Source organism: Alphaproteobacteria bacterium, assembly GCA_039980135.1.
Taxonomy (GTDB): Bacteria; Pseudomonadota; Alphaproteobacteria; order UBA6615; family UBA6615; genus UBA8079.
The window spans coordinates 191429-213244 of the sequence record JBDXCV010000011.1 but is presented as its reverse complement, the minus strand read 5'-3'; the positions used below and the strand labels follow the sequence as shown (position 1 = coordinate 213244).

At 60.9% G+C, this 21816-nt stretch carries 27 protein-coding genes; 18 read left to right on the top strand and 9 right to left on the bottom strand.

Annotated features, from left to right (window positions below):
* Window positions 1–86: 86 nt before the first annotated feature.
* A complete protein-coding gene (locus ABJ363_15660) occupies window positions 87–1121 on the top strand; it encodes a 2-oxoglutarate and iron-dependent oxygenase domain-containing protein (protein MEP4380431.1) in 1035 nt (344 codons plus the stop codon).
* 21 nt (window positions 1122–1142) lie between these two features.
* Here ABJ363_15660 and ABJ363_15655 read toward each other — a convergent pair whose 3' ends face one another.
* Window positions 1143–1580 (bottom strand): DUF6789 family protein, encoded by a 438-nt coding sequence (locus ABJ363_15655; GenBank protein MEP4380430.1) that lies wholly within the window; start codon window positions 1578–1580, stop codon window positions 1143–1145.
* Between the two features lie 150 nt (window positions 1581–1730).
* Between ABJ363_15655 and ABJ363_15650 the strand changes: the two genes are divergently transcribed.
* The 3 genes from ABJ363_15650 to ABJ363_15640 all read left to right on the top strand — a co-directional run bounded on the left by ABJ363_15650 (window position 1731) and on the right by ABJ363_15640 (window position 4746).
* Complete coding sequence (locus ABJ363_15650) at window positions 1731–3374, top strand: FAD-dependent oxidoreductase (GenBank protein MEP4380429.1); 1644 nt, start codon at window positions 1731–1733, stop codon at window positions 3372–3374.
* Window positions 3375–3447: 73 nt separating this feature from the next.
* A complete protein-coding gene (locus ABJ363_15645; GenBank protein ID MEP4380428.1) occupies window positions 3448–4008 on the top strand; it encodes a hypothetical protein in 561 nt (186 codons plus the stop codon).
* Between the two features lie 102 nt (window positions 4009–4110).
* Complete coding sequence (locus ABJ363_15640) at window positions 4111–4746, top strand: NIPSNAP family protein (GenBank protein MEP4380427.1); 636 nt, start codon at window positions 4111–4113, stop codon at window positions 4744–4746.
* An 11-nt stretch (window positions 4747–4757) separates the two neighbouring features.
* On the opposite strand, the gene ABJ363_15635 is transcribed toward ABJ363_15640, so the two are convergent.
* Together ABJ363_15635 and ABJ363_15630 are read right to left on the bottom strand one after the other, a co-directional pair.
* Window positions 4758–5012, bottom strand: coding sequence for a hypothetical protein (locus ABJ363_15635; GenBank protein ID MEP4380426.1), 255 nt, complete (start codon window positions 5010–5012; stop codon window positions 4758–4760).
* Window positions 5013–5073: 61 nt separating this feature from the next.
* Complete coding sequence (locus tag ABJ363_15630) at window positions 5074–5538, bottom strand: nuclear transport factor 2 family protein (GenBank protein MEP4380425.1); 465 nt, start codon at window positions 5536–5538, stop codon at window positions 5074–5076.
* A gap of 179 nt (window positions 5539–5717) precedes the next feature.
* Between ABJ363_15630 and ABJ363_15625 the strand changes: the two genes are divergently transcribed.
* Complete coding sequence (locus ABJ363_15625) at window positions 5718–6383, top strand: hypothetical protein (GenBank protein ID MEP4380424.1); 666 nt, start codon at window positions 5718–5720, stop codon at window positions 6381–6383.
* A gap of 70 nt (window positions 6384–6453) precedes the next feature.
* Complete coding sequence (locus ABJ363_15620; protein MEP4380423.1) at window positions 6454–7038, top strand: cupin domain-containing protein; 585 nt, start codon at window positions 6454–6456, stop codon at window positions 7036–7038.
* A 20-nt stretch (window positions 7039–7058) separates the two neighbouring features.
* Here the strand turns inward: ABJ363_15620 and ABJ363_15615 are convergent, their stop codons facing one another.
* From ABJ363_15615 to ABJ363_15605, 3 genes are all read right to left on the bottom strand, one after another.
* Window positions 7059–7781 (bottom strand): hypothetical protein, encoded by a 723-nt coding sequence (locus tag ABJ363_15615; protein MEP4380422.1) that lies wholly within the window; start codon window positions 7779–7781, stop codon window positions 7059–7061.
* Between the two features lie 12 nt (window positions 7782–7793).
* Complete coding sequence (locus tag ABJ363_15610) at window positions 7794–8534, bottom strand: hypothetical protein (GenBank protein ID MEP4380421.1); 741 nt, start codon at window positions 8532–8534, stop codon at window positions 7794–7796.
* 107 nt (window positions 8535–8641) lie between these two features.
* The gene (locus ABJ363_15605; GenBank protein MEP4380420.1) at window positions 8642–9025 is read right to left on the bottom strand and encodes a VOC family protein; all 384 of its coding nucleotides are present in this window, start codon (window positions 9023–9025) and stop codon (window positions 8642–8644) included.
* Between the two features lie 107 nt (window positions 9026–9132).
* On the opposite strand from ABJ363_15605, the gene ABJ363_15600 reads away from it, so the two are divergent.
* The gene (locus ABJ363_15600; protein MEP4380419.1) at window positions 9133–9927 is read left to right on the top strand and encodes an enoyl-CoA hydratase-related protein; all 795 of its coding nucleotides are present in this window, start codon (window positions 9133–9135) and stop codon (window positions 9925–9927) included.
* 18 nt (window positions 9928–9945) lie between these two features.
* Window positions 9946–10911: a GDP-L-fucose synthase gene (locus tag ABJ363_15595; GenBank protein MEP4380418.1), complete on the top strand. Its 966-nt coding sequence runs from the start codon at window positions 9946–9948 to the stop codon at window positions 10909–10911.
* Between the two features lie 12 nt (window positions 10912–10923).
* Here ABJ363_15595 and ABJ363_15590 read toward each other — a convergent pair whose 3' ends face one another.
* On the bottom strand, window positions 10924–11688 hold the full coding sequence (locus tag ABJ363_15590; protein ID MEP4380417.1) for a DUF1223 domain-containing protein: 765 nt from the start codon (window positions 11686–11688) through the stop codon (window positions 10924–10926).
* Between the two features lie 234 nt (window positions 11689–11922).
* Between ABJ363_15590 and ABJ363_15585 the strand changes: the two genes are divergently transcribed.
* The 3 genes from ABJ363_15585 to ABJ363_15575 all read left to right on the top strand — a co-directional run bounded on the left by ABJ363_15585 (window position 11923) and on the right by ABJ363_15575 (window position 13666).
* Entirely contained in the window at window positions 11923–12390 is a 468-nt protein-coding gene (locus ABJ363_15585; protein ID MEP4380416.1) for a cytochrome c, read from the top strand.
* 70 nt (window positions 12391–12460) lie between these two features.
* Window positions 12461–13324, top strand: coding sequence for a c-type cytochrome (locus ABJ363_15580; GenBank protein ID MEP4380415.1), 864 nt, complete (start codon window positions 12461–12463; stop codon window positions 13322–13324).
* A gap of 33 nt (window positions 13325–13357) precedes the next feature.
* Window positions 13358–13666, top strand: coding sequence for a DUF1330 domain-containing protein (locus ABJ363_15575; protein MEP4380414.1), 309 nt, complete (start codon window positions 13358–13360; stop codon window positions 13664–13666).
* Window positions 13667–13675: 9 nt separating this feature from the next.
* Here the strand turns inward: ABJ363_15575 and mtnA are convergent, their stop codons facing one another.
* A complete protein-coding gene (mtnA, locus tag ABJ363_15570) occupies window positions 13676–14779 on the bottom strand; it encodes an S-methyl-5-thioribose-1-phosphate isomerase (GenBank protein MEP4380413.1) in 1104 nt (367 codons plus the stop codon).
* Window positions 14776–15027, bottom strand: coding sequence for a sulfurtransferase TusA family protein (locus tag ABJ363_15565; GenBank protein ID MEP4380412.1), 252 nt, complete (start codon window positions 15025–15027; stop codon window positions 14776–14778). The genes mtnA and ABJ363_15565 overlap by 4 nt, the downstream gene beginning before the upstream one ends.
* Before the next feature lie 69 nt (window positions 15028–15096).
* Between ABJ363_15565 and ABJ363_15560 the strand changes: the two genes are divergently transcribed.
* Genes ABJ363_15560 through ABJ363_15530 form a run of 7 tightly spaced genes read left to right on the top strand, consistent with a single transcriptional unit; the run spans window position 15097 to window position 21798 of the window.
* Window positions 15097–15420: a metalloregulator ArsR/SmtB family transcription factor gene (locus tag ABJ363_15560; GenBank protein ID MEP4380411.1), complete on the top strand. Its 324-nt coding sequence runs from the start codon at window positions 15097–15099 to the stop codon at window positions 15418–15420.
* Between the two features lie 29 nt (window positions 15421–15449).
* Window positions 15450–15791, top strand: coding sequence for a rhodanese-like domain-containing protein (locus ABJ363_15555; GenBank protein MEP4380410.1), 342 nt, complete (start codon window positions 15450–15452; stop codon window positions 15789–15791).
* Between the two features lie 60 nt (window positions 15792–15851).
* Window positions 15852–16778: a sulfite exporter TauE/SafE family protein gene (locus ABJ363_15550; protein MEP4380409.1), complete on the top strand. Its 927-nt coding sequence runs from the start codon at window positions 15852–15854 to the stop codon at window positions 16776–16778.
* Window positions 16775–17566 carry a TIGR02186 family protein gene (locus ABJ363_15545; GenBank protein ID MEP4380408.1) on the top strand — a complete coding sequence of 264 codons (792 nt, stop codon included), beginning with the start codon at window positions 16775–16777 and terminating at the stop codon, window positions 17564–17566. Before ABJ363_15550 ends, ABJ363_15545 begins: the two co-directional genes overlap by 4 nt.
* A 5-nt stretch (window positions 17567–17571) precedes the next feature.
* Complete coding sequence (locus ABJ363_15540) at window positions 17572–18090, top strand: universal stress protein (GenBank protein ID MEP4380407.1); 519 nt, start codon at window positions 17572–17574, stop codon at window positions 18088–18090.
* 10 nt (window positions 18091–18100) lie between these two features.
* Window positions 18101–21052 (top strand): molybdopterin oxidoreductase family protein, encoded by a 2952-nt coding sequence (locus tag ABJ363_15535; protein MEP4380406.1) that lies wholly within the window; start codon window positions 18101–18103, stop codon window positions 21050–21052.
* Window positions 21049–21798: a 4Fe-4S dicluster domain-containing protein gene (locus tag ABJ363_15530; GenBank protein ID MEP4380405.1), complete on the top strand. Its 750-nt coding sequence runs from the start codon at window positions 21049–21051 to the stop codon at window positions 21796–21798. The genes ABJ363_15535 and ABJ363_15530 overlap by 4 nt, the downstream gene beginning before the upstream one ends.
* The last annotated feature ends 18 nt before the right edge of the window (window positions 21799–21816 follow it).

Below are 21816 nucleotides of genomic sequence, written 5' to 3'. Positions count from 1 at the left end.
GTGAACCTTGCCTCGACCGCGCTTGTCGAAAGCGGAAACTGCGCTAACATTGCCGAACAAGTGCGCTGAAACGAGCGAGGCACGACATGTCGAACGCAGAGAATGTGATCTCCGAGGAATTCGCCGATGAGGAAATTCCCATCCTCGATTTCGGCCCCTATCTGGCCGGCGAAGACGGCGCCCTGGAGAAACTCGCCGCCGAATTGCGTCACGCACAGGAGGATGTCGGGTTTTATTTCGCCATCAACCACAACGTGCCGCGCCCGCTGATCGAGCGAACCCACGGCAACCTCGTCCGCTTCTTCGACTTGCCGGATGCGGAGAAGCGCAAGCACGAGAATTACATCCCGCCGGGATCGACGATCTATGTCTCGTCAACCGTCAACGAGAATACCAAGCCTGATCTCAACGAGATGCTGCGCATGGTGCGCGAGCGCTCCCCCGACCATCCCGGGGTCAAGGCTGGCCTGCTTCCCTATTTCGGGCCGAACCAGTGGCCCGACGAGGCCCTGCTTCCCGGCTGGAAGGCCGAGATGATCGAGTATTACGACGCCATGGAAAAGTTGGGATACGCGCTCCTGCCGCTGTATGCGCGCGCGCTCGACCTGCCTGCCGACTATTTCGACGGCATGTTCGACGACCCGCTCTGGACGACCCGCAACCAGCATTATCCGGCGGTCGAAAGCGAGGAAAACCAGTTCGGGATTGCCCCGCACCGCGACCACGGGTTCATTACCCTGCTGCCGGTGACCGACACCCCGGGGCTGCAAATCCAGACCCAGTCCGGGCGCTGGCTGCCTGCCAACACGATCGAGGGCGCGATCATCGTCAACACGGGCGAGTTCCTGAACCGCTGGACGAACGGTCGGTTCATGGCGACACCCCACCGGGTGATCCCACCCAAGAAGGACCGATACTCGCTGGCCTTTTTCTTCAGCCCGTCCTGGGACACGCTTGCGGATCCGATGCCGACCTGCGTCGGCCCAGACAATCCGCCGAAGTATAAGCCGGTGCGTTTTCTCGACTATCGCGACTGGTACGTGAACCAGAACTATCTCGATGAGCTCGGAAAATCGCGGCCGGAACCGCCGACGCCAGAAGAGAGCCGATTCTCTTTCTAGGTGCCGGACGACCCGTTTTGGCTACAGGATCGGCGACAGCCAGCCGACGATCAGCCCGTAGATCAGATGAATGATCAGCGCGGTCAGCCAGCCCATGGGATGACCCTTGGAGCCGAAGAACCCGTCTTTCAGGAAGAACGGTACGAAGACAAGCATCGCGCCCACATACAGAATGCCGCCGAAGATCAGCCCCTTGATATAGGGCTCACCCGGCAGGTATTGGGCGATCACGGTGGCATAAAGAAGCGCGAAGGCGATCCCGTTTACGTGGATGACCGCGATTCCCCAGCCATAAGGTGCCGGTCCCTCGAAGGAGTCTCCGAAGGTGAGCTGGGTCATGCCCCGCGGCAGATCGATTCGCGGCAGGCCGTAACGATCCGCCCACAGCGCGCCGACCAGGTGCAGATAGGTCGCCAGCAGACCCGCCAGTGACACGTGAATGAAGAATTCCAGATCCATCGTCCCCTCCCAGGATAAAGCGCAATGATTTTCACCGGTTCATGAGCCGGTTTCCAAGCTCTATATTCAGAAGGTACACGGCGCGTCTGCTTCGTGGGGAGCAAATGCGGTCCTTTTCGCGGTCCGGTAACTCACAAACAGGGTGGTAATTTGAACGCCGAAAGTGATTTGCAGACTCCGGTCCTCGTCGTCGGCGCCGGGATGGTGGGGCTGTCTCTGGCCGTCGAGCTCGGCAGTCGCGACGTCCCGTGCATCCTGATCACCGACAGCCCGACCACCGCCGGACACCCGCAGGGCAACTCCCTGAATTCGCGGACCATGGAGCATTTCCGCCGCCTGGGCATGTCAGCAGAAATTCGCGCCGCCGGGTTGCCGGCGGATCATGCCACCGACGTGGTCTATGCGACCCGTTTTGCCGGCTGGGAGCTGGCGCGACTGCCCATGCCGTCGACCGCTGAAAAACTCGGCGACCCGGACCAAACAATCCAGACGCCGGAACCGATCCATAGGGCGAATTTTTTCTATGTGGAACCGATCCTCAAGGCGCGCATCGAAACCCTGCCGTCGGTCGACATGCGCTTCGGCCACCGTTTGGTGAGCTACGAACAGGATGCGGACGGTGTGAACGCCACCGTCGAACGTGTCGCGGACGGGACCACGCTGGAAATCCGCTGCGATTGGCTGATTGGCAGCGACGGCGCCCGTTCAACGGTACGCCAGGCGCTCGGCATCGGCTATGCCGGCAAGGGCGGAGAAGACGAGACATTCATGCGCGGGCGCATGCTCTCCACCTATGTGAACGCACCGGCGCTGCAAAAGGTCATGAACTTCGAACCCGGCTGGCATTATTGGACGGTAAACAAGGACGACCGCTCGAGCATTGCCAATCTCGACGCCAAGGGAAAATACGTGGCCCTGACACGCATGCCGCCCGACGAGGACGAGACGACAATCGACGCGGCGGCGGCATTCCTGCGGACCGTCGGCCAGGACATTCCGGTCGAGGTGTTGTCGGTCAAGTCCTGGATGGCCGGTCTGGCGCTCGTCGCCGACCGTTATCAGGACGGACGCGTTCTGATGGCCGGTGATTCGGTCCATCTGTTCACGCCCACGGGCGGGTTCGGCATGAACACCGGCGTCGACGACGCGGCCAATCTCGGCTGGAAACTCGCCGCCGTGGTTCATGGCTGGGCACCCCCGGCCCTGCTTGACACCTATGAGGCCGAACGCCGCCCCATCGGGATTCGCAACACCAGCATGTCGCATCAGTTCGCCAGCGCCGTTGCCGGACTCGAAATACCTCCCGATCTCGAAGACGATACCCCGGCGGGTCAGGCCGAACGCGACCGCATCGGGGCGCATCTCGCAACCTTCACCGAGGAATTCAGATCGCTCGGCATCCAGCTGGGCGCGCGGTATGACGAATCGAGCCTGATCGTGACCGACGGCACGACGGCACCGCCTGATTCACCCTTCGAATATGTGCCGAGCGCGGTCCCGGGCGGCCGCGCGCCGCATATCTGGCTCGGAACGGACGATGCGCTGTTCGACAGGTTCGGTGCGCACTTCACGCTCTTGCGTCTTTCCGGAAGTCCACCCAGCGCCAGTGCGTTGATTGATGCCGCACAAGCGCGGAATATTCCCCATGCCGTGGTCGATATTACCGAGGCGCGGGTGCGCGACGTATATGGTGCCGATTTGGTATTGCTGCGCCCCGATCACCATATCGCCTGGCGAGGCGACGAACTGCCCGCCGACCCGGATCAGCTTTGGGACCGGGTGACGGGAGGTTGATCTCGATCATCCGGTCAGCCGGCCTCCCGTGCGAGGCTCACGACTTGCCACCCGTGTATTGGAGCATGACATCATGACGGACACTTCACAGGAATGCCTCGTCGTCGGCGTGTTTGGCGATGTGGCGACCTTCTCCGCCGCGCTCGAGAAACTCGTCGCAGGGGGCTTTCGTGCCGCCGACATCAGCATACTCGGCAACCATCAATCGCTTCTCGATCATTTCGGCACCATCCCGAGTGTGGATGAACTCTCGGATCGAATGGACACGCCGAGAGACAGCCTGGAATCTCACAAACTTCTCGGCGATGTCGTCGAAGTCCTGAGCGATACGATGGCGATCGTGGCGCAAATCGGAACCGCGGCCGCCGCTTTCGCCGTCGGCGGGCCGATTGGGGTTTCGACCGGCGCGGCCGAGGAAACCGAGGAGAGTATCGGCGGGTTCCTGGAACGGATCAGCGACGAGCAGTGGCATCACCGCCTGGAACAGAGCGCACGGGATGGCGGGATTATCTGCTGGGTGCGTGCCACGGACGATGATTCGAGAATATCCGCCGAAGCTATTCTGACGGAGGCCGGCGGCAGCCATGTGCACCGGACCGAACCGCTTCCCCCGACCGTCTGGCCCATCGACTGATCGCGCTCATTCACCGGAAAAACAGCGCCGGGCCTCTTGCTTTGCTCGCGCGCGCGCATCAGGCTAGCCGGCAAATCAATACAGGTTCCAAGGGGGAATAACATGCTTCATGAACTTCGCACCTACACCATTCAGGCGGGCACGACACCCGAGGTCCTGAAGCTGAACGAAGAGGTCGGGCGCGCCGCCCGAGGGGACGATTGTGGCGTGCTGGAAGGCTACTGGTTCACCGAAATCGGACCGCTGAACCAGGTTATGCATCTGTGGCGCTATGACAGTTTCGAGGAACGCGCGCGCCTGCGCGTCGAACTCACCAAGAACAAGGACTGGATGGACAATTATGTCGATGTGCTCCGCCCACTCCTGGTCAATCAAACCACGCGTTTCTTGAAACCGGCGAAAGACCTCGTCGCCCCGAAGAATGACGGAAATTTCTACGAGTTTCGCAATTACCGCCTGAAAGCCGGCAAAGCCGGCCCCTGGATGAAGCGTTTCATCGACGTCATGCCGGTCCGCGAAAAATACTCAAAGAACGTCTGCGCCTGGATCACCGAAGGCCCGAACCCCAATGAGGTCTGTCACCTCTGGGCCTATACAAGCCTCGAACAGCGCATGGAAGCGCGCAACGGGATCGCCAAGGAGGCGGCGTGGCAGGAATTCGCCGCCGCCGGACGGCCCGACCTCGAGGAGATGCACTCGACGATGCTGATGCCGGCAAGCTTCTCACCGCTGACGTAGGTGCGTACGGCCTAGACGCCGGTCTCCGGCGGCAGGATTTCCTGAACGCAGACCTGGTCGACTAGATGCGCACGCCCGACATCGTCCAGGTGCGCGCGCTTGTGTTCGTTGGTCAGATCGGCGCCGACCCCCTGGGTCATCGCCATGACCAGCGACCGATCGCTCAGGTCGAGCCAGTAGCTGCGGCGCACGAGTTTGCCGTCCGCACCGCGTGCAAACGGGTCGTCCGGGTTCATCCCCAGATCGGGGCTGTAGTAATCAGGCATCATCGACACTCTTTCGATCACGGGCGCACTATGTGCCACAGCGCGCCCGTGACCGATAGAGCTACATCTTTGGCACCGCCTTGGCTGCGAAGGTCTGCACCGCGATCTTGCCGTCCTCGATGATGTATGTATCGGTGCCGAGTTCATAAACATTGTCCGCCGTTTCGGCCGACCAGACGATGTACCCGACATCATTGCTCGTTGATAGAAGCTTGAGCTCAAAGCTGGCACCGGGCTTGGAAAATTCGGCAAACAGAGCACCGAACAGGCCTTCAATTGCTTTAAGCCCCTTCAGCGCACCGCCCGGCGTCAAAACCACCGACTCTTCGGTGTAATCGGACAAGGTGTCCTTCATATCGCCCGCTCCGAACGCAGCCAGATGGTGTTCCACGATCGCTTTCGTCTCGGCATCCCCGGCCCAGGAATCCCCGAACGGTGCAATCGTGAGCATGCCGGCGACAGCCGACACGGCGATGAAATGTTTGATGAGTCGCATAATATCCCCCCAATATTTGTGCTGGTCCATTCACAATAGCCCCGACCAGCCTGAATTTAGGGGGTTGGTTTTCACGATTTCGTGGTTTGAACGCGTTGGCCCCATCCTGCTACCCGGCCCGCATTGTCCAACCAGTTTGCGATTGGCAGACTGCGGCCATGAGCCAAAAAATCGAAATTGCCACGCGCGCGAGACGATGGATCCCCCCTGTGCTTGCCGTTGGTATGGCCCTTGCGATGATGCTGGGCCTCGGCATCGCCGCGGCACAGGAGAACAGGAGCGTCGATGGGGAAGATCTGGGTGCTTCTGACTGGCAGGTGATCGCGCCGGGTGAGAGCGAATTTCATCGTAGTTCAAACACGAATTTTTTCGACATGCAGCGCAACGAACTTCCCGACCGCGTCCAGGAATCCTGGCGGCATCCGGACAACCGGCGTCACGGCCCGCTGATAACAATGTTCTATGAAAGGCTACACGGCAATTTCTTCGCAGCCGAAATGTTCGAGGCCGATTTTCGCAGTGTATTCGATTTGGCGTTTGCGTCGCGAGGCGTCAATCTCGATGACGCGCGTGTCGTCGCGCTCGACCCCAAAGCCAAGGCGGCGTTCATTTCCTACGCATCGACGACCTGCGTTTTCGTCATGCGTATGTTCGGGCCGATCACCGAAAGTCACGCCCCGTCGAACGGCGACCGAAGTGCCCGGCTGTTCGTGTGCCAACGCGGTGACACCGACGAAAACTTCCTCGGCGACCTCGCTATTTCAATGCTGTCGGCGCTCAAACAGGATAGTCACGAGATCGGCGTTCCGGGTCGCACGGCGCCCCCGCTACAGCAATTGTTGGACCGACTCTTCACGCGAGAAGAAGCGGCCTGATGACGCGAGCACTTTCCCGCAGTCCAGCTTTTAAGCTAGGATTTACACAACAAAGGGATGGAGACGCACAATGAAAACGGTCGACCTCAATAACCCGGACATGTCCAACCGCATCGCGCGATTCAGAGATCTCAAGCCTTACAAGCAATCGATCATGGAAGGCACGGGTATTCCGGCCGAAGCGGTGGAGATCGTTTCGGCAAAATCGGTCTATCCGGTCATGTCACCCGAAGGCTGGGAAGGCCGCTCCAAGGTCGCCCCCGTCAAGGGCATGAATGGCCTGACCGTCACCATCGCCGAGTGCCCGCCGGGGAACAATCCGGGACTGCACAGCCACTCCCATACGGTCGAGAATTTCTTCTGCCTGAACGGAAAATTCCGCATTTCCTGGGGCGAGAACGGCGAGAACTCCGTCGAGCTGGAGCCGCTGGATTTCATCTCCGTGCCGGCCGGTGTTTATCGCGACTTCAACAACATCTCCGACGAAACAGCACGCCTGCTGGTTATGATCCAGTCGGTCGAGGGCGACGTCAAAGATGAAGTCGTCTTTCACCCGCAGGTCGGCCAGGAAATCGTCGAGAAGTTCGGCGAGGATACGCTTGTGGCGATGGACAAGGTCGGCTTCCGCATGGCGGATCGCATCGCCGCCGAGTAAACCCGGCGGCGCGGCTTCGGCTACTCCACGATCTCGGCTTTCAGCATGAGCTCTCCGAACCCCGGAATGGGATCGGTGATGCCCATCTTGCGCAGCGCGTACCAGTAAGTTGCCTGATTGACCGAGATGACCGGCTTCTTGAAACGCTCCTCCAACTCGGCGATCAGCGGCACGATGCCGAGCGACCCACCGACATGCAGCAACGTGTCGATGTCGAGCGCGTCGACCTCCTCGAAGGCCTCGATGACCCGTTCCATGGGAACATTCACGGCGTTCTCTGGCTTGTCCACGAGCAGAGCTGTCGCCGACGCGACATCGAAACCGTGTGCGGTGTAGTAGTCCACCGCGCTCTGTGAATTCGCGACCGACAGTGGCGACATCATGCCGAAACGCTTTGCTCCGACCGTGCGAAGTGCCGCGATGACCGCATCGGTCGCCAGCACGAAGGGCTTGTCCCCGGCCCGCTTGGCGAACTCGCCCGTGTACCAGGCCTGCTTTTCTACCGACCAGTCGCGCATCTCAAGCGAGTTGCCACCAACGATCATGTCGGGCCAGCATTTCAGCGTATGCGGCACCACGTCGAGCACGGCCTCGCCGACCGTGTCAGGACTGGTGATGTTGAACCGGTACATCTGATTGCTGACACCCTCGGGACGCATCATCTCGTATTCGGGCTGCATGTTGGAGTTCTGGACGGGGATGAGTACGGCGACGACGCCGCGGGGTCCGAAACGATCGGGCATGGCTATAGCTCTCTATGATGTTGAAGTTGTTTTGTCGGTGACTGCGGTATGGATCAGCAGCTGTCCGAAGCCGGGCATCGGTTCATTCACGCCGATTTTCCGCAGCGCATACCAGTATGTGGCAGCGTTCACGGAAACGAGCGGCTTGCCGAAATGAGCTTCGATCGCCTCGATGTGGGACACGATGCCGAGCGCACCGCCGACATGGAGGAGTGTGTCGATATCATCCATGTCGATCCGCTCGAATGCAGCGATCGCATCGTCTGCCTTCATGTTGATGATGTCTTCTGATTTCTCGACCCTCAGCGAGGTGTCGTGGGGCACCTCGAAGCCCTGGGTCTCGTAGTAATTCTTCGCCCCTGTCGAATGTTCGGACGACATGGGTGAAAGCATGCCGATTCGCTTTGCCCCGATTGTCCGCAACGCCGCAACCGTGGCATCCGTCGCAAGCACCACCGGCACCCCCTTGGCACACGCTTCGAAGGCCGCCCGGTATTCAGCCTGTTGCGAGACCGACCAGTCGCGCATCTCGAGAGAGTTTCCGCCAATAACGACGTCAGGCCAGCACAGCAGCGTGTCGGGCACAACGCGCAGCACCGCATCGGGAACCCTGCCGTGGTCCGAAATGTCGAAGCGGTACATCTGATGGCTGATATCAGCCGGGCGCATCAGTTCATACTCCGGCTGCATGTTCGAATTCTGCACCGGAATAATGACGGCCACGACACCGCGGGGTCCGAAACGATCAGGCAAGAAAGGCTCTCCAGTCCTTGAGAATGGGACGGAAACTAGCGGTTCCGGCATTCCTCCATAAGAGCGCTTTCAATCACGAGGCTTGTGACAGGTCCGGAATGCCCCAGTCAAACCGGGCGGCCGGAGGTGTGTGACGAGGTGATCTTGATCGACCAGCCATCGGGGCCGGGCACATAGAACGAACTGTGCACGGAACCCGACGTGATTTTCGACGGTTTGAGTTTGTGCTTTTTGCAATAGTCACGCATCGCCTCGACGTCATCGACCATCAGGTCGACGGGTGCGATATCGCCCGCTTTGATCTTCTTGCGTGATTGATTGAGGATCAGGTGGGTGCCGCCCCGCAACTCCAGGACGGCGAATTTCGGTGCCTCGAACACCGAACGCAGGCCAAGCACCTGCATGAACGCACTCGCCTGCGGCACATCCTTCACATGCAGCGAGACATGTCCCACCGCGACCGGCGGACGCTTATCAGGCTTCTTTGGCATTCGAATATCTCCGGAAATATGCTGCGCGATACCAACTCAACTATAACCAAACGGGCGCCGGTCAAGCGTTACGGCTATGATTGCGCCCAATGAGGGGGAGCGAAACCATGAGCTTTGACGACATATTGTATGAAACCCGCGACGGCGTGGCGACCATCACCATCAATCGCCCCGACAAGCTCAATGCGTTCAGCGGGCACACAATCGAGGAAATGATCGATGCGTTGCAGGACGCCGGCTGGGACAAGTCGGTCGGTGTCATGGTGATCACGGGCGCCGGTGATCGCGCCTTCTCGTCCGGCGGCGACCAGTCCCTCGAAAACAAGGCCACCGAAGGCTATGGCAGCCGCCGCGGTACCACCGGCATTCCCATCGAAGAGCTCCAGGGGCTGATCCGCGATGTGCCCAAGCCCGTGATCGCCAAGGTCCGCGGTTACGCCATCGGCGGCGGCAACGTGATTGCCACCGTGTGCGATCTTACCATCGCCGGTGCGGGTGCCATTTTCGGCCAGGTCGGCCCCAGCATGGGTTCAGTCGATCCGGGCTACGGCACCGCCTATCTGGCCCGGGTGGTGGGCGAGAAAAAGGCCCGTGAGATCTGGTACATGTGCCGCCAGTACACCGCGCGCGAGGCCCTGGAGATGGGACTGGCGAACGCGGTCGTACCGGACAAGGACCTGGATGCCGAAGTGGACCGCTGGTGTGCCGATCTGATGGAACGCAGCCCGACCGCACTTGCGATCGCCAAGCGGTCCTTCAACGCGGACACCGACCATATAAAGGGGATCGGCGCATTGGGGTTCGAGGCTCTGAAGTTGTATTACGCCACGGAGGAATCCAAGGAAGGCGGCCGGGCGTTTCAGGATCGCCGCAAGCCGGAGTTCCGAAAGTACGTCAAGTAACGCCAAGCGGATACGAACATGGAACAGGACGCCAAGATATACGTCGCGGGACATCGCGGGCTGGTCGGCCAGGCGCTGGTGCGACAGCTCATTGCCCAGGGCCACGCCAATATCGTGACCCGGACCAGTGCGGAACTCGACCTGACCGAACAGGCCGCCGTGCGTGATTTCTTCGACAAGGAAAGACCGGATTATGTGCTCGACGCTGCCGCGATCGTGGGTGGAATTCTGGCAAACGAGATGTATCCGGCAGATTTCATAGCGGGCAATCTGAAGATCCAGACGAACCTCATCGACACCGCCTATCGCGCCGGTGCGAAGAAGATGCTGTTTCTCGGATCGACCTGCATCATGCCGCGCGACGCGCCCCAGCCCATGAAGGAAGAATACATGCTGACCGGGCCGCTGGAAGAAACCAACCAGTGGTACGCGGTTGCCAAGATTGCCGGGATCAAGATGTGCCAGGCGTATCGACGGCAATACGGATTCGACGCGATCAGCGTGCAGCCGACAAATCTGTTCGGGATCGGCGACAATTTCGACTACGAGACCTCGCACATGGCCCCGGCAATGATCCGGCGCATGCATGAGGCCAAACTGTCGAATGCAGAGAAGGTCGCGATCTGGGGCACGGGCACACCGAAGCGCGAGATCATGTTCGCCGATGATATGGCTGATGCGTGCATCTATCTGATGAACAACTATTCAGACGAACCGTTCGTCAACATCGGCACCGGCGAGGATATTTCGATTGCCGACTTTGCAACACTCGTTGCCGACGTGGTCGGCTACACGGGTTCATTCGAATATGACACGTCGCGCCCGGATGGCACGCCCCGCAAGCTGGTCGATGTTTCCCGGCTGACCGACCTCGGTTGGCGCTCGAAGATCAGCCTTCGCGATGCCGTCGAACGCACCTACGTCTGGTATCTCGAAAACGTGGACAACCTGCGGACCCTCAGCGCCGACAACCTCGCGCGCTGAGCGGATGGGTCATCAGGACGCCGCGCCGCCAACGCCCGGCGGGCAATAAGCCGCCCCGAGGACCGGGCCGACCCTGCCGTCCTGGACGAGAACCGCACAACTCTGCCCTTCCTCGAGCGTGAGGTCGGTGACGCCGATGTCGGTCTTCGTGCCGTCCCATTCGCCGATATGACGCATCGCGCGAACGATATTGTGGTTGGTCAGTGTCTTGCCGTGGTTTTCGCCGCGCACCACCTGCGTCGTCACTTCACGGATGAACGTCACCAGCCAGACATCGGCTTGGCCATTGGCGACATTGCCAACCGAAACCGTCACGCCGCCATTCGGAGCGGCCGAAACCGCAACGGCGACACGTGGTTGATCGTCCGTTCGAGCCTTGGCGATGAGGTTCTGCACTTCCCGGCGGCGCGAGCCGACCGCCTCGGTGCGACCGTCGATCACCATCTGGGGGGTATAGACGCTGCCAGTATCCCGAATCTCTACATTGTAGGCACGTTGCCGCTGGGTCATTTCGGGTGTGGAGAAAACATCCTTCCAGCGACCGTGGCGGCCATAGTTCAGCCGGTCCCAGTAATCGACGTGATATTCCAGCGCGAGGATGTCTTTCTCCGCGGACAGTTCGCCGAGATAGGCCTCGGCCGGCGGACAGGAGTAGCAGCTCTGGGATGTAAACAACTCGATCACCGTCGGCAGGTCACTCTCGGCTACTGCCGGTCCGTATGCATGCAACGCACCGGCCAGAACCAGCCCCCCGACTGCGACTCGAACTGCTCTCATATCGTCTCTCCTGCCGTGTAGTGAATGCGAACACACATTCACGTTAACAGCCTCGGCGGGCGATTATTCCACCACTCACACAAGTTTGAGTCAGTTTCTGCGTTTTTGTTCACGTTCCCGTGAACAACACCCGTTTTCGGTGGTAATCCAGTGGCTTACGCGGTCTCGTGGCATGGTCGTTTCGGCTCGTAACCGGGTAACGGCGTCACGTTTATGGGGAATTGGGAGATATATATGTTCACCGTTCGCAAACTAACCAAGACCGGCCTGATCGCCGGTGCCGCGCTGGCACTGGCGGTCGCATTTACGTCGTTCAGCAGCATCGATGTATCGGCTGACAATCACGCAGACCGGAGCGCCGCGATGAAGTCACTGGGTGGCGCGCTCAAGGCACTCGGCGGCGCCGTCGCCGGCGGCAATGCAGCCGAAGCGCAGCAGATCGCGGCCAAGGTCAGCGAGACTGCCGCCGAAATCCCCGAACTGTTCAAGGACGGCAAGCCGGGCGAAAATCGCGCGAAGGCCGAGATCTGGACCAACTTCGCCGACTTCACGGCCAAGGCCAACGCGCTGAAAGCTGCCGCCGATTCGGTCGCCGCAGACGCCGCCGCCGGCAAACTCGGTTCCGATCCGAAGGCCGTCGTCGGCAAGATCGGCGCCACGTGCGGCGCTTGCCACAAGGCCTACCGGGGTCCCAAAGTCTGAGGGTACTCGCGTCAGCCAACAAGAAAATCGCCCGGCAGTCCCGGGCGATTTTTTTTGCTAGGATCGGTCCATGAAAGCGATGATCAAAACACTACCGATACTGGCGGCGCTCATGGGCTCCCTGCCCGCGTTCGCACAGACCGGCGATGCCGTGCGCGGCGAATACGTGCTCGCGATGGCCGGTTGTGTGGCCTGCCATACGGTCCCGAAGGACGGCGCGTTCCTCGCCGGCGGCCGCGAACTCAAGACCGATTTCGGTTCCTTTTTTACCCCCAACATCACGCCGGACCCCGAAACGGGAATAGGCAGCTGGAGCGACGAGGATTTCATCCGCGCGCTGCGCAAGGGCGTGTCGCCGGACGGCGGTCGCTATTACCCGACCTTTCCCTACACCTCCTATACGCGCATGACCCGGCAGGACATGCTGGATTTGAAGGCATATCTCGATACTGTCCCGGCGGTGCGCAACCCCGTCCCCGATCACGACCTGCCGTTCCCCTTCGGCATTCGCGCCAGCATGATCGGCTGGCAATTGTTGTTCTTCAACGACGACCCCTTCGTGGCAGACCCCGACCAGAGTGATGCCTGGAACCGCGGCGCCTATCTGGTAAACGGCCCGGGCCATTGCGGCGAATGTCACACACCGCGAAATATTCTGGGGGTTGTCGATTCCGATCGCCCACTCGCCGGCAATTCGAACGGACCCGAGGGCGACGCCGTCCCGAACATCACGCCCGGCCCTGGCGGTATCGGCGACTGGAGCGAGGACGACATCGTTTCCATGCTCGAGATCGGCCTGTTGCCCGACGGAGACTTTGTCGGCGGCGCCATGACCGATGTCGTCGAAGAGAGTACGGGCAAGCTATCGGCAGATGACCTGCAAGCGATCGCGACCTATCTGTCGTCCTTGCCGCCCATAGCCGACGCACGATAAACCGGCCACATACCCACTTATTGGAGAATGACCATGCCCGCCTACTGGCTCGCACGTTCAAAGATCAACAACCCCGACGAATACAAGAAGTACACCGACCACATCCCTGCCATTCTCGCAAAGTATAATGGCCGCGTGCTGGCGCGTGGCGGCGAAAAAAGGGTGCTCGAAGGCGAGACCCCCTATGAGCGGTTCGTGGTGATCGAATTCGATTCATTGGACGACGCCGAGACCTGCTTCAACTCACCGGAATATGTTGAAGCGGCGAAGTTCCGCCGGGTGCCGGGCATCGCACAGAACGAGCTCGTCATCGTGGATGGTGGTGACGCGACACCCCGCTAGGAAGCGGCGCTACAACGCGTCGGCCAAATCCGGAAACAACGCCGCCAGCCCCTCTGTGCTGGCGGGGCAGACTCCGCGCTCCGTGATCAAACCGGTCACGAGCCGTGCCGGCGTCACGTCGAAGGCCGGGTTGGCTGCCGGGGATCCATCGGGTGTGAGTTGGACCGAGACGAGATCACCCGCAGCTGTCTTCCCGGCGATATGCGTCACCTCGTCCTGGTCACGCTGCTCGATCGGAATATCCCGCACCCCATCCGTAAGCGTCCAGTCGATCGTCGGTGACGGCAGGGCGACATAGAAAGGCACCTCATTGTCGCGGGCCGCAAGCGCCTTGAGATAGGTGCCGATCTTGTTCGCCACATCACCGGACGCCGCGGTTCGGTCCGTACCGGTGATGCACAGATCCACAAGCCCGTGCTGCATCATGTGCCCGCCGGCATTGTCTGCGATGACGGCGTGGGACACTCCGTGGCGGCCAAGCTCCCATGCGGTGAGCGCTGCGCCCTGATTTCGCGGGCGGGTTTCATCGGCCCACACATGTACGGGAATACCCAGATCATGCGCCTTGTAGATCGGCGCCAGCGCGGTGCCCCAATCCACGGTCGCGAGCCAGCCTGCGTTGCAATGGGTGAGAATGTTGACCGGCCCCTCGCCCGTCCGCGCTTCGAAGGCCGCCTCGATAAGTGTCAGGCCGTGGTCGCCGATCGCGCTGCAAATCGCCACATCCTCATCACACACCTCCGCCGCACGCGTATACGCCAACGCGGCACGAGTATCCTCCGGCTGGCTCTCCAGGCGGGTTCGCATGTCGTCGAGCGCCCAGCGCAAATTCACCGCCGTCGGGCGGGTCGCCATGAGGGTGGTGTGGGCATTGTCGAGCCCGGCATCGGAACTGTCGGCACGCATCGCCAGGGCCATAGCATAAGCGGCCGTCGCACCGATGAGAGGCGCACCGCGCACGAGCATCGCGCGAATGGCGTGCGCGGCATCATCAAGCGAGCGCAAACATGCGATTTCAAACCGGTGCGGCAGCATTGTCTGGTCGATGATTTCCACCGTCCAGCCATCATCGCCCAACCAGATCGTCCGGTATGGATTGCCGTCGATCCTCACGCGCTGTCCGCCTTGCAAATCCGGAAGATGTAGACCCCCTCACCTTCGCGCGCCTCCAGCAGGGAATCGCCCGTGGCTTCGCAGAAATGCGCAAAGTCCCGGACCGACCCGGGGTCGGTCGCGAGGACCCGCAACGTCGCGCCCGGCGCCATGGATTTCAACGCCTTCTTGGCTTTCAGGACCGGGAGCGGGCATTTCATGCCACTGGTGTCGAGCGTTTGATCGCCGTCGGATTGCATTTCTGTCATCAGTTCACATTGACCGGTTTTCTAATATACGAATACACTAATCCAATGGACCCCCGAATGGACCCCCGAATGGACCCTGCGGCACTTCAGGAAAAGGCTGGCCAGGCGAGCCGCCTGCTCAAGTCGCTGGCGAATGAGCGCCGGCTGCTGATCATGTGCCATTTGAGCCAGGGCGAAAAGTCCGTCGGCGAACTCGAGCCGCTGGTCGGTTTGAGTCAGTCCGCACTCTCTCAGCATCTGGCGCGGCTTCGTCGCGAGCACCTCGTCAAAACGCGCCGGGATGCACAAACAATATTTTACTCCATCTCGAGCGATGAGGCACAGTCGGTACTCGGCACACTCTACGATCTCTACTGCGCCGATGCAGAAGCCGATATCGCGCCGCCGGACTGACCGGGAGACGACCAAAGGATGCGCACGTAATGACTGAATCCCCAACGGTGCCCCAGGTCGTCATGCTATCGGCAGATGACGTGCGCGCGCGCATCGCAGAAAGCACCGCCTATATCGTAGACGTGCGCGAACCCCATGAAAATGAACAGATGCGCATTGCCGGCGCTCACTTGGTGCCGCTATCCAATTTCGACGGTTCACGCATCACGCCGGACGACGGAAAGGACCTGATCCTGCATTGCCGGGTCGGTCAGCGTTGTGGCGTCGCCGCGGAGCAACTCATCGCCGAGGGATATTCAGGGACAATCCACCGAATGACCGGCGGTATCCTTGAATGGATGGCAGCTGACTTTCCCGTCGAGACCGGCTGAGCAGGGCCGGAAAACCAGAACCCGGGCCAACCGAGGCCCGATCGATTACGTACGGACAGAATGACCATATATCTTCCCATCGCCGAAATGTCGGTCGACGCCTTCCTCATCCTCCTGATGGGTGGCGGCGTGGGGTTCCTGTCCGGATTGTTCGGCGTCGGCGGCGGGTTCCTGATGACGCCGCTGTTGATCTTCATCGGCATCTCGCCTGCGGTAGCCGTCGCAACCGAAGCCAACCAGATCGTCGCGGCCTCCGTTTCGGGCGTGCTTGCCCACATGCGCCGGCGCAATGTTGACTTCAAGATGGGCGCCGTCCTGACGATTGGCGGATTCGCCGGATCCGGACTCGGTGTCGGAATCTTCACATTCCTCCGGGAAATCGGTCAGGTCGACCTGTTGGTCCAGCTCAGTTATGTCCTGTTTCTGGGGATCGTCGGTTTCCTGATGTTGTTTGAAAGCGCCCGCGCAATTTTCCGAAGCCGCACCGGTACTGCAACGCGCGGCAAGTTGCACCAGCACACATGGCTGCACGGCCTGCCCTTCAAAATGCGCTTCCGGCGTTCACGGCTCTATATCAGCGCGTTGCTACCGCTGGGTATCGGGTTTTTCGTCGGCATCCTCGCGGCCATCATGGGCGTGGGCGGCGGGTTCCTGATGGTGCCGGCGATGATCTATATCCTGGGCATGCCGACAGCCGTCGTGGTCGGGACATCCTTGTTCCAGATCATCTTCGTGACGGCGAATGTCACCTTCCTCCAGGCCGTCAACAATCAGACCGTCGATGTTGTACTCGCGCTGCTGCTGCTCACCGGCGCCGTGATCGGCGCACAGCTGGGAACCAAGGTCAGCGGGCGCCTGCGCGGCGAGGAACTCCGCGGCCTGCTGGCACTCATGGTGCTCGGGGTCTGCGCCAAGATCGGGTTCGACCTGGTTTCCACGCCCGAAGACATTTACTCGATCAGCGAAACACCCGGTTTCGGCCTATGAGAAATCCGCGGCAAATATTCGAATATCTGCGCATATTCGGCGCCATGCGCGCGGGGATCACCGTTGCCGCCGTCTTGGCATTGCTGCAAATCCCGGCCGACGCCGCGCGCGACGACGCGCTCGTAATCGACCTCAGCCAGGATCTGATCGGCATCAGCACCGGCTTCAAGGGCGCCGATGTTATTCTGTTCGGTGCAACGGAAGGCGAAGGCGACGTCATCGTCGTCGTGCGCTCTCCGAGCAGCCAGGTAATCGTCCGGCGCAAGGAACGCGTGGCCGGCATCTGGGTGAACGCATCCGAACTGGTGTTCGACGATGCCCCCGGCTTCTACCATGTGGCCGCATCCGCGCCGCTCGACGATATTCTGCCGCGACCGCTCCTCGATACAAACCAGATCGGCACAGACCATATCTCCTTCAACCCGCACTTCCTCCTGTCGCTGGAACAGGAAGAAGCATTCCGCAAAGCACTGATCCGCAACAAGCAGCGCAGCAATCTCTATACCGAAGGCCTCCGGGACGTCGATTTTCGCGGCAACCGGCTGTTTCGCACCCGGGTCGCACTCCCCGCGAACGTGCCGACCGGCGACTATAAGGTGACGGTGTATCTGGTGCAGGACGGCGCGATCTCGGACCGGTCGGAATCTCTTCTGCAGGTCCGAAAGGTCGGGTTCGAAGCGAAGGTCACCGAATTCGCGTTCGAACAAGCGCCTGTCTATGGGTTGATAGCCGTTGTCATCGCGCTGATTGCCGGCTGGTTCGCCGGCTTCGTGTTCCGTAAGGTTTGATGGCCATGACCGATTCGCCCGCCCACGAGAACACACAGGATCACAACCCGACAACCGGAGAGCGTGCTGCTGTCTTTCTCGTGGTTGTCGACAACTCACCGGAGATGCGTGTCGCCCTGCGGTGGGCGAGCCTGCGCGCGCGACGCACCGGCGGAAGGGTCGGACTTGTCCGCGTCATTCATGACGCGGACTTCCAGCATTGGGCCGCCGTCGGCAATTTGATGCAGGCAGAAGCCCGTGAAGAAGCCGAACAACTTCTTCAGGAACACGCCGCCGAGGTCTTCCGTTTGTATGGCGGTCTGCCGATCCTCTATCTGGTCGAAGGCGACCCGAAATCCGCCGTCGTCGAGTTGCTGGAGGAAGAAAAGGATATTCGAATCCTCGTCCTCGCAACCTCGACAGGCCGCCGTGGTCCCGGTCCCCTGATCACCCATCTCACAAAGAAGGCGCTCGGCCAGCTTCGCATCCCCGTCACCATCATCCCCGGCGGGCTGACCGACGAACAAATCGACACCCTGGTCTAGTTTTCAGCGAATGCCCGACGATATACGCCCAGACGACCGTTTCGATGACGACCGATACGAGAGGGTCGATCAATCTCCTGCGGTATCCGACGAGATAAAAACCACTACCTGCTACATGTGCGCCTGCCGGTGCGGCATCAAGGTCCACCTGAAAGACGGTGCGATCCGTTATATCGAAGGCAACCGCGATCACCCGGTCAACAAGGGGGTTCTTTGTGCCAAGGGCTCGGCCGGAATCATGCAGCACTATTCGCCGGCCCGCCTTTCCCAGCCCCTTCGCAGGGTTGGCCCTCGCGGTTCGGGCGAGTTCGAGGCCATAAGCTGGGATGAGGCGCTCGACACGGCGACCGAATGGCTCGCCGAAATTCGCCGCCGTGACCCGCGCAAACTTGCGTTCTTTACCGGTCGCGACCAGAGCCAGTCGCTGACCGGATTCTGGGCCAGCCAGTTCGGCACCCCCAACCACGCCGCCCATGGCGGGTTCTGCTCCGTCAACATGGCGGCGGCCGGCATCTACACAATCGGCGGATCATTCTGGGAGTTTGGCGAGCCGGATTGGGAAAATACCAAATATTTCATGATGTTCGGCGTCGCCGAGGATCACGATTCCAACCCGATCAAGATGGGACTGGGGAAACTCAAGACCAAGGGCGACGCGAAATTCGTCTCGGTCAATCCGGTGCGCACCGGATATTCCGCAATCGCCGACGAGTGGGTCGGCATCCGGCCGGGTACGGACGGTTTGCTGGTCATGGCCCTGATTCATGAACTGGTTCGTACCGGTAACGTCGATCTCGATTTTCTGGCCCGATACACCAACGCGCATTGGCTCGTAAGACGCGCCCCAGGGACCGCGGATGACGGCCTGTTCGTCCGCGGACGCGACGGCAAACCCCTCGCCTACGACCGCAACAGCGACCAAATCGTCGATGCCGCCCGGACCGATATATCGCCCGCCATGCGCGGACGCTTTTCCCTCCATGAAGGCGCCCCGGGCGATGGCGGGTCTGACGGCGAGGCGGTACCTGCGTTCCAGCTGGTGCTCGACCGGTATCTCGACGAAGCCTTCAGCCCGAACGCGGTTGCGGAACAAACCGGCATCGATGCCGACCGGATCCGCCGGATCGCCGCCGAACTTGCTCACGCCGCCTTCGAGCAGGAAATTTCGCTCGATATTGAATGGACGGACTGGGCCGGACGCAAACATGACAAGATCACAGGTCGTCCGGTCTCGATGCATGCCATGCGCGGAATTTCCGCCCACTCGAACGGATTCCAGACCTGCCGGGCGATCCACCTGTTGCAGATGCTGCTGGGCAGCATCGATTGCCCCGGTGGATTTCGCTACAAACCGCCCTTTCCGCGCCCGGCCCCGCCCGGGCCCAAGCCGGCCGGCAAGCCCCATCAGGTGTCGCCGGGTTCGCCGATGGCCGGACCGCCGTTGGGTTTCATCACCAGCCCCGAAGACCTGCTGATCGACGATCAGGGCACGGCTTTGCGAATCGACAAGGCCTATTCGTGGGATGCGCCGCTGGCGGCCCACGGCATGATGCACACGGTGATCCGCAATGCCTGGGCGGGTGACCCCTATCCGATCGACGTTCTGTTCATGTTCATGGCGAACATGAGCTGGAACTCGTCGATGAACACCACCGAAACCATCGAGATGCTCACCGACACCGATCCGGAAACCGGTGAGTATAAAATCCCGAAGATCATCTATTCCGATGCCTTTCAGTCGGAAATGATCGCCTATGCGGACCTGATCCTGCCGGACACCACCTATCTGGAACGCTGGGACTGCGTCAGCCTGCTGGATCGGCCGATCTGCAGCGCCGATGGTCCCGCCGACGCGATCCGCCAGCCCGTTATGGCGCCCGATCGCGATGTACGACCGTTTCAGGATGTGTTGATCGAACTGGGCGCGCGGCTCGGCCTGCCCGCCTTCACGTCAGAAACCGGAACCGCTAAATATCCGGGTGGCTATGCCGACTATCTCGTCCATCACGAGCGCGCACCGGGCATCGGGCCTTTGGCCGGCTGGCGCGGCGAGGACGGCTCATCCCACGGTAGTGGGGCACCCAACGATAACCAACTAAACCGCTACATCGAGAATGGCTGTTTCTGGAGCGAGGAGTTTGCGCCGGACGAGCGGTATTACAAGCACTCCAATCGCGCCTATCTCGACAAGGCCGCGAGAATGGGCTGGATCGCATCCGCCGACCCGATCGTCCTGCAACTCTACAGCGAACCATTGCAGCGCTTCAAACTCGCCGGCCAGGGATTTGGAAATGTGCTCCCGCCGGTCCGCTACCGCGATCGCATCGCAGAGACATTCGATCCTCTTCCCATCTGGTACGCACCATTCGAGGAATCGCATACCGATCTCGACGCGTACCCCATCCATGCGCTCACCCAGCGCCCGATGGCGATGTATCACTCCTGGGGATCGCAGAACGCCTGGCTCCGCCAGATTCACGGCTGGAACAAGCTCCATATGAATCGCGATACGGCCGAGGAACAGGGGCTCGCCGATGGCGACGCCGTTCGGGTCGAAAGCCCCTACGGCAGCATCAAGGCCACGATCGCGCTCATGGAGGGCTGCAATGGCAACACTGTGTGGACGTGGAACGCGATCGGCAAGAAGCGCGGCACATGGAACCTGTCTCCGGACGCACCGGAATCGAACAAGGGCTTCCTGCTGAACCATCTCATTACCGACCTGTTGCCACCCAAGGACGGCTACCGCTTTGCGAACACAGACCCGATCACGGGTCAGGCGGCGTGGTTCGACCTGCGGGTGCGGATTATCAAGGACGACGGGACCACCGCAGATTCCCCAACGGACAATGTGTTGCCACGTGCGCCAGGTGTCGGTGAGGCCGCGAAGAGACTGCGGTTTGGCGCGCGTTTTCTGCCCGCATCGAACTGGCGGCGCAATCGCGGTGGCGCAGACACATGACGAGCCTTCCCGACGCCTCACAGGGTCGCAAACTCGGCCTGGTCATTGATCTCGACATTTGCGTCGGGTGCCACGCCTGCGCCGTGAACTGCAAGGAATGGAACACGGGCGGTCATTCCGCCCCCCTGACCGATGAAGACCCCTATGGCGCAGACCCGCACGGCGTCTGGTTCAACCGGGTCCACAGCTTCGAGGCCGGCGACGGGGCCAGCGGTCGAACGGTCCATTTCCCGCGCAGTTGCCTGCATTGCGATGAACCGGCTTGCGTCACCGTGTGTCCCACCGGTGCATCGTACAAGCGCGAAAGCGACGGTATCGTCCTGGTCAACGCGGACACCTGCATCGGTTGCAAGCTCTGTTCATGGGCCTGCCCCTACGGCGCACGCGAGTATGATTATGCCGACGGGGTGATGAAGAAATGCACCCTGTGCATCGACCGGATCGAGAATCAGAACCTGCCGCCGGAAGACCGGTTGCCGGCATGTGTCTCGACCTGCCCGGCCTCCGCGCGCCATTTCGGCGACCTCGGCGACCCGAACTCCGATGTCAGCCAAATCGTCGCAGACCGTGGCGGCTATGACCTGATGCCCGAAATGGGCATGCAGCCCGTGAACAAGTATCTCCCGCCGCGTGAATCGACGCGCCATGATCTCGCGACGCCCGCGCCGGCGCCCGAATCCCTCCCGGCATCAAACGACACGGGTAGCGATTTCCTGAATTGGGTCGACCGCATGCTTTCCCGCTAACCTGAGCGACCACGAATT

Excerpts from the sequence above, each read along its gene's own strand:
- ABJ363_15545 (MEP4380408.1), top strand. The coding sequence starts at position 16,775 with ATGAGAAATCCGCGGCAAATATTCGAATATCTGCGCATATTCGGCGCC.
- ABJ363_15580 (MEP4380415.1), top strand. The coding sequence starts at position 12,461 with ATGAAAGCGATGATCAAAACACTACCGATACTGGCGGCGCTCATGGGC.
- ABJ363_15660 (MEP4380431.1), top strand. The coding sequence starts at position 87 with ATGTCGAACGCAGAGAATGTGATCTCCGAGGAATTCGCCGATGAGGAA.
- ABJ363_15565 (MEP4380412.1), bottom strand. The coding sequence starts at position 15,027 with ATGACAGAAATGCAATCCGACGGCGATCAAACGCTCGACACCAGTGGC.
- ABJ363_15630 (MEP4380425.1), bottom strand. The coding sequence starts at position 5,538 with ATGGACCAGCACAAATATTGGGGGGATATTATGCGACTCATCAAACAT.
- ABJ363_15590 (MEP4380417.1), bottom strand. The coding sequence starts at position 11,688 with ATGAGAGCAGTTCGAGTCGCAGTCGGGGGGCTGGTTCTGGCCGGTGCG.
- ABJ363_15620 (MEP4380423.1), top strand. The coding sequence starts at position 6,454 with ATGAAAACGGTCGACCTCAATAACCCGGACATGTCCAACCGCATCGCG.
- ABJ363_15645 (MEP4380428.1), top strand. The coding sequence starts at position 3,448 with ATGACGGACACTTCACAGGAATGCCTCGTCGTCGGCGTGTTTGGCGAT.
- ABJ363_15655 (MEP4380430.1), bottom strand. The coding sequence starts at position 1,580 with ATGGATCTGGAATTCTTCATTCACGTGTCACTGGCGGGTCTGCTGGCG.
- ABJ363_15550 (MEP4380409.1), top strand. The coding sequence starts at position 15,852 with ATGACCATATATCTTCCCATCGCCGAAATGTCGGTCGACGCCTTCCTC.
- ABJ363_15635 (MEP4380426.1), bottom strand. The coding sequence starts at position 5,012 with ATGCCTGATTACTACAGCCCCGATCTGGGGATGAACCCGGACGACCCG.
- ABJ363_15600 (MEP4380419.1), top strand. The coding sequence starts at position 9,133 with ATGAGCTTTGACGACATATTGTATGAAACCCGCGACGGCGTGGCGACC.
- ABJ363_15605 (MEP4380420.1), bottom strand. The coding sequence starts at position 9,025 with ATGCCAAAGAAGCCTGATAAGCGTCCGCCGGTCGCGGTGGGACATGTC.
- ABJ363_15560 (MEP4380411.1), top strand. The coding sequence starts at position 15,097 with ATGGACCCTGCGGCACTTCAGGAAAAGGCTGGCCAGGCGAGCCGCCTG.
- ABJ363_15615 (MEP4380422.1), bottom strand. The coding sequence starts at position 7,781 with ATGCCCGATCGTTTCGGACCCCGCGGCGTCGTCGCCGTACTCATCCCC.
- ABJ363_15575 (MEP4380414.1), top strand. The coding sequence starts at position 13,358 with ATGCCCGCCTACTGGCTCGCACGTTCAAAGATCAACAACCCCGACGAA.
- ABJ363_15540 (MEP4380407.1), top strand. The coding sequence starts at position 17,572 with ATGACCGATTCGCCCGCCCACGAGAACACACAGGATCACAACCCGACA.
- ABJ363_15535 (MEP4380406.1), top strand. The coding sequence starts at position 18,101 with ATGCCCGACGATATACGCCCAGACGACCGTTTCGATGACGACCGATAC.
- ABJ363_15585 (MEP4380416.1), top strand. The coding sequence starts at position 11,923 with ATGTTCACCGTTCGCAAACTAACCAAGACCGGCCTGATCGCCGGTGCC.
- ABJ363_15555 (MEP4380410.1), top strand. The coding sequence starts at position 15,450 with ATGACTGAATCCCCAACGGTGCCCCAGGTCGTCATGCTATCGGCAGAT.
- ABJ363_15595 (MEP4380418.1), top strand. The coding sequence starts at position 9,946 with ATGGAACAGGACGCCAAGATATACGTCGCGGGACATCGCGGGCTGGTC.
- ABJ363_15640 (MEP4380427.1), top strand. The coding sequence starts at position 4,111 with ATGCTTCATGAACTTCGCACCTACACCATTCAGGCGGGCACGACACCC.
- ABJ363_15530 (MEP4380405.1), top strand. The coding sequence starts at position 21,049 with ATGACGAGCCTTCCCGACGCCTCACAGGGTCGCAAACTCGGCCTGGTC.